The sequence below is a fragment of the Candidatus Jordarchaeum sp. genome (assembly GCF_052745115.1).
Window position 1 is genome coordinate 1 of sequence record NZ_JBRAKS010000289.1, and the last position, 5,029, is coordinate 5,029.

Genomic DNA, 5,029 nt, shown 5'->3' on the forward strand with positions numbered 1-5,029 from the left:
GAACCGAACACCATCTGGAAGTGTCCTAGATGGGTAAGTTTCGGACAACGGTCCGCTAAGCATAATTAAAGCCAAAATATTATTTCAATGCTGATTTGCTTTATCTTAGAGAAATCGTGAGGGGGAGACAAACTAGTAGCTTACAGTTACTACTGGTTTAGTTCCATGGGAAAACTTATAGAAGGTTGGGACAATGCACCGCACCACAAGGATGTCGACACATACCCAAACCATAAGCACACTAGAAATGGTGTTAAAAATCTCAAGAACCCTAATAAAGGACAGCTACTAAAAAAGATAAGACGAGAGATATTATAGTAAATTTAATCATTCCGCAAATAGTGATAGACGCCTTTTTCACCTTTTTGTTGATATGAAATGGCACGTTTTTTCCGGCATTTTTTCGGTCATTACGGTTTCAACGTTCAAGTTAAGTTCTTTATAAAGTGTTGTCAAAGCTGAGAGGCAACCGTGTTTGCATGGTAGAGTGTCGGCTGTTTTTTGATCAATATTTTCTTTAAGCAACTCGTATCCGGGACATTTTGGTATGGTGAAATCGATTATTTGGGTATTGTTTCCGTAAACGTAGAATTTTGCTGTGGGTCGGGTTCCCATTAGCATGAGTTCCCAATACCGTTGGGGAACGCTGGGAAAAACTTGTCCTGTTTTTTCCGCTACTTGTTTTAGTATTTCTCCTTGACGATCAAGGTACTTGTCTCCCAGTTCTATTGTTTTCCGCATCATTTTTTCGCCGTATTCTGTGAAAAACTGTTCACCTGCCTCTGCTGGGTTTTCTCCCGTCTTTTTTATTTTTGTTGCAAATTCCTTAATTTTTTTCTCCAGTGAGAATTCCTCATTTAGGGTTGCTAATGCTTCATCTGCGAAATAGTAATCGTAAATCATTTTGCTTCCACCTCGCTTTCTTGGACCTCTATTGCATTTCCTGGACAGATTTCCACACACTTCATACATCCAACGCATAACATGTCTAGCTCTGGAATGATTTCCCACTCCTCGCTTGGTTCAAACATTTTCACTTCCTTCGGATACATGGCGAAAACGGTACTAGGACAAATATTCAAACACTTAGCGCACTCCATGGCCCCTACACACCTATCCATATCAACTGTTACCTTCAACACATCATCTCCCTTTAAAAATCGTTTCTGAGTGCTGGGAACTTACTTCTCTCCTCTAGGTGAATCGCACCATTGGGACATGCGGTTACGCAAAGTCCGCAACCGAAACAGTTGTACATATTAATGTAGGGCCTTTCCTCGGAAACTTCCCAGTTTATGGCTCTGAACTGGCATCTGGAAAGGCAGGTCTTGCATCCCTTACACTTCTCAGGATTAAAAACAGCCACATACTCACTTTTAAACATGAATTTCAAATTAAAGTCCAAAGTGTTACGGATACCCAGACACACCGGATACTCACAGTTACAGACACCACCAATGTAAGGCGTCCCGAAAACCCAGACCGAATGCACCAGTCCCTTCTTATTGAGGTCTTCCAGCCACTTTTTGGCCTCCTTCTGGTCTATGAACTCCACTCCACCAAAGTAGGTGTCTGGAAATTTTTCCCACCGGTACATTCCAACACCCAAGCCCATGCACAAATAGTTTTTCTCATTCTCCAATCCTCGAACCGATCTTCTACAGGCACACGTCATAGTGGCAATGGGCCAGGCTATATCCATTATCAGTTTCATATCCTCTAGGGGAACCACCTGTCCAAAGTGCACAGAGTGTGAGAGTTTTTCAATCTGCGCCTTGTACTGGGTAAACTCTGGACTGCCTCTTTTCATTATGGCGTCTCTCACGGTTTGAGCCAGCATCCGGGCAAGGTCAGCCTCCATCTCTGGAGTGGTGGGTCTTGCTTTGTACATTTTTCTCGCGTAATTTTTAATGTTTAAATACCATTTCTTACCTTCACCATGCTGGATGCACCATTGACACATTTCGGTATCCTCCCAATAATTGGAAAGAACATAAAAACCATTTGAAATAAATCTTACGCCAAGCTTCAAAACTAGCTAGGTTAAAAAGATAATTTATATATAGATATTCATAAATTCTGAACGTAAAAGATATCATTCTCCTAATAACTTTTATTATTGAAATTTTTTGAGTTGTTTCTAATGGAAACCGAATTAGACTGTATACCTTGCTTCGTTAGACAGGCCTTAGAAGCGGTTAAGATGGTTACTAATGACAGGTCTGAACAGGAAATGGTTTTGCGAGAGGTTTTATCCGAGTTAAGCAAAACATCTTTTGAGGGTCCCCCAACTGAAATTGCACACATTGTCCATGGAATTGTTAAAAAAGTGGCAGATAATCCCGATCCGTACAGAGAGGTAAAAATGAAGTCCAATAAAATAGCCATAGAACTGTACCCAAAACTCAAAAAAATGGTAGAAAATTCCGATAATAGACTTTTAACCGCAGTAAAGCTCGCTATAGCCGGTAATATTATTGATTACGGGCCTTCCTCAAATTTTGATATCAACAAGACTATCGAAGAGGTCTTGTCTCAGAACTTGGAGATAAATGATTTTGAAAAATTCGAACAGATGCTGGATAATGCAAAGAATATAATCTATCTCGGGGATAACGCCGGGGAAATCGTTTTTGACAGAGTTCTTCTGGAAGAGATTCCTGATAAAAAAATTACCTTTTTCGTTAGGGCGGAGCCAATTCTGAATGACGCAACCATAGATGAAGCGAGAGAAGTGGGCATCGACAAATTGGCGGATATAAAAAAGATAAGCGTGGATCACGAGGGTATGAATCGAAATTCAGAGGAATTCATCAATTTTCTAAGAGAAGCCGACATGGTCATTAGTAAGGGTCAAGGAAATTACGAGGCTCTGAGCGATAGGAAAGCAGGGGTATTTTTCTTACTTAAGGTTAAGTGTCCTGCAGTAGCAAAGCATATTAAAGCAAAGGTTGGAAGTACGGTCTTGAAATTTGAAGATGAAAACTAAACCAATAAGACCGTAGTCCCTGCAATTTTTAAATTTATTACAATAGCTTTTCTAATTTTTCATTTTTAAGTTCACATTGATAATCAGTTTATGGCAAAATTTATACGCATATCTGTTCATCGAAAATTTGGAAGCAATTTTTTATATGTTTGAGGTGAACGCTACTCTTTGCTTAAAGGTGACGTTTATGTCAGATGATTTTGATAAGCTTGTGCAGTATTTACAGGAGAAGGTGTTAGAGGAAGAGAGGAAGATATACTCAGAAAGAGTTATCGAAGAATTCATGAATCCGCAAAACTTCGGAAAAATAGAAAATCCGGATAGCTGGAGCAGTGTAAAAGGCACATGCGGAGATACCGTAGAAATATTTCTTTCAGTAAGTAAGGACAATATAAAGAACATAACATTTTTAACAGATGGTTGTGGGGCTACGGTTGCTTGTACCAGTTATTTAACCAGAATAGTAAAAGGAATGACCCTAAAAGATGCATATGGACTGGAAGCAAAGGATATCGATGAATACTTTGAATTACCTGAGGAAAATAAGCATTGCGCAGATTTAGCTGTTTTTTCTCTCAGGACTGCAATTGACAAATACTATGCTAAAAAGGAAATTTAGGAAGAACTAGAGGATTAGTTACCAGAGAAGGTTAAAAATTTTACCTCTAGAAATTTCTAATAAATTAGTAATATTTATAAGCATTAAACTGGTGGTTTAAAATATAAGAAATTATAACAGATTTATATTTATATTTTGGAGGGGTTAATTGTGGAAGTTAAGTGCAAACTATGTGGTGAAACCTTTCAAAGCCAAGAAGATTTAAAAAAGCACGCTCTAGAAGAACACTTTAAAGAGAAAAAGTAGGAGAAAAGCAATTTCCCCTACCACCAATATTTAGAAAGCATTTAAGATCATAATTTTATAAATTTGAAAGATTTCGTAATGAAAAAACAGTTCTGTATCCAATTATTTATTAAAACATGTTTGGGGTAAAGTTATGAAGTTATCAGTTAAGGCTTGGGAATTAATCGGTATAGTTTTTATTTTCCTTTTGGGTTCCATACTACATTTCGCTTTTGATTTGTCAGGAGGGTTTCTTCCGGTAGCAGCAATTGCGGCGGTAAATGAAAGTGTTTGGGAGCATTTGAAACTGGGCATTTGGCCGGCTCTATTCTATTCTCTTATTGAATACCGATACCTGAAAGAGTCTACTAACAACTTCCCGGTTGCAAAAACCATCGGCATTTATCTAATACCTGTTTCTATAGTGCTTCTCTTCTACCTGTACAATTTTATTCTTGGACATGGACTCTTAATAATTGATATTTTAATTTTCCTTGTAGCTATCATAATCGGACAATGGACCAGTTACAAATTCCTAACAAAATCTCCCCTACCCCAAATATATAATAAAATAGCGATTGCCGCATTAATCGCTTTATTCGTGGTCTTTGTAGTTTTTACTTTCTATCCGCCGCATCTAGGAATATTTATGGATCCAATAACCGGAACATATGGAATACCTGTATTCGATTATAATCTACTATTTTATATTAAAATCTTCATGGCGATCTAAAAAATGTTTATAAACATTTAATCTTTGTTAAAGATAGCAATCTCACATTTGGAGGAGAATTTTATGGCTAATGATAAGGGCAAGGATAAGGACTGTGAAGTATGTGCTCCAAAGGTTAAAGAGACGGGAGAAATAGAAGAGTACGATTTTGAAGAATTGAAAAAACTATCTATGGAAGAACCGGAAGAACTTAGCATAGAGGAATTAAAAGGTTTAGCGCAGAAAGAAAAATTTGGAAAGAAAAAATAGATAACAAATACTCGGAAGAACTTATTTAAAAATTTTAAAATAATGTGTTTTAACGAAAGACATCTTTGGATATATTTAATGGTTGGGTGAACGTAAAAATTAATATTATAGAAAATTAAAGTTTTACCTAAAAAAATTTAGTAAAATATATTTATTAGGATGGGACCCCGTCTTAGGTATGTAGTTTTTCTGGTTGTTGTTTGTCTTATGTAGG

Annotated in this window: 8 protein-coding genes and 1 pseudogene; 6 read left to right on the plus strand and 3 right to left on the minus strand. The window is 37.2% G+C overall.

Annotated elements, in window-relative coordinates; all coding sequences use genetic code 11:
- Nucleotides 1-147: 147 nt before the first annotated feature.
- Nucleotides 148-318, plus strand: a pseudogene (locus ACUVXA_RS16185) (toxin-antitoxin system TumE family protein); the annotation flags it as partial.
- 39 nt (nt 319-357) lie between these two features.
- Here the strand turns inward: ACUVXA_RS16185 and ACUVXA_RS16190 are convergent.
- Genes ACUVXA_RS16190 through ACUVXA_RS16200 form a run of 3 tightly spaced genes read right to left on the minus strand, consistent with a single transcriptional unit; the run spans nt 358 to nt 1,963 of the window.
- On the minus strand, nt 358-903 hold the full coding sequence (locus ACUVXA_RS16190) for a hypothetical protein (protein ID WP_445872321.1): 546 nt from the start codon (nt 901-903) through the stop codon (nt 358-360).
- The gene (locus ACUVXA_RS16195; RefSeq protein ID WP_445872322.1) at nt 900-1,139 is read right to left on the minus strand and encodes a 4Fe-4S dicluster domain-containing protein; all 240 of its coding nucleotides are present in this window, start codon (nt 1,137-1,139) and stop codon (nt 900-902) included. Before ACUVXA_RS16195 ends, ACUVXA_RS16190 begins: the two co-directional genes overlap by 4 nt.
- Before the next feature lie 14 nt (nt 1,140-1,153).
- A complete protein-coding gene (locus ACUVXA_RS16200; RefSeq protein WP_445872323.1) occupies nt 1,154-1,963 on the minus strand; it encodes an ATP-binding protein in 810 nt (269 codons plus the stop codon).
- A gap of 180 nt (nt 1,964-2,143) precedes the next feature.
- Between ACUVXA_RS16200 and ACUVXA_RS16205 the strand changes: the two genes are divergently transcribed.
- The 5 genes from ACUVXA_RS16205 (at nt 2,144) to ACUVXA_RS16225 (ending at nt 4,815) form a co-directional block, all read left to right on the plus strand.
- The gene (locus ACUVXA_RS16205) at nt 2,144-2,989 is read left to right on the plus strand and encodes a damage-control phosphatase ARMT1 family protein (protein WP_445872324.1); all 846 of its coding nucleotides are present in this window, start codon (nt 2,144-2,146) and stop codon (nt 2,987-2,989) included.
- Between the two features lie 187 nt (nt 2,990-3,176).
- Nucleotides 3,177-3,608 (plus strand): iron-sulfur cluster assembly scaffold protein, encoded by a 432-nt coding sequence (locus ACUVXA_RS16210; protein ID WP_445872325.1) that lies wholly within the window; start codon nt 3,177-3,179, stop codon nt 3,606-3,608.
- 150 nt (nt 3,609-3,758) lie between these two features.
- Complete coding sequence (locus ACUVXA_RS16215; protein ID WP_445872326.1) at nt 3,759-3,854, plus strand: C2H2-type zinc finger protein; 96 nt, start codon at nt 3,759-3,761, stop codon at nt 3,852-3,854.
- A gap of 133 nt (nt 3,855-3,987) precedes the next feature.
- Entirely contained in the window at nt 3,988-4,566 is a 579-nt protein-coding gene (locus tag ACUVXA_RS16220; RefSeq protein ID WP_445872327.1) for a DUF6512 family protein, read from the plus strand.
- Nucleotides 4,567-4,629: 63 nt separating this feature from the next.
- The gene (locus ACUVXA_RS16225) at nt 4,630-4,815 is read left to right on the plus strand and encodes a hypothetical protein (RefSeq protein ID WP_445872328.1); all 186 of its coding nucleotides are present in this window, start codon (nt 4,630-4,632) and stop codon (nt 4,813-4,815) included.
- Nucleotides 4,816-5,029 lie beyond the last annotated feature (214 nt).

Bases quoted from the DNA above. Each gene is read 5' to 3' on its own strand.
- ACUVXA_RS16190 (WP_445872321.1), bottom strand. From the start codon at position 903: ATGATTTACGATTACTATTTCGCAGATGAAGCATTAGCAACCCTAAAT.
- ACUVXA_RS16200 (WP_445872323.1), bottom strand. From the start codon at position 1,963: ATGTGTCAATGGTGCATCCAGCATGGTGAAGGTAAGAAATGGTATTTA.
- ACUVXA_RS16205 (WP_445872324.1), top strand. From the start codon at position 2,144: ATGGAAACCGAATTAGACTGTATACCTTGCTTCGTTAGACAGGCCTTA.
- ACUVXA_RS16210 (WP_445872325.1), top strand. From the start codon at position 3,177: ATGTCAGATGATTTTGATAAGCTTGTGCAGTATTTACAGGAGAAGGTG.
- ACUVXA_RS16220 (WP_445872327.1), top strand. From the start codon at position 3,988: ATGAAGTTATCAGTTAAGGCTTGGGAATTAATCGGTATAGTTTTTATT.
- ACUVXA_RS16225 (WP_445872328.1), top strand. From the start codon at position 4,630: ATGGCTAATGATAAGGGCAAGGATAAGGACTGTGAAGTATGTGCTCCA.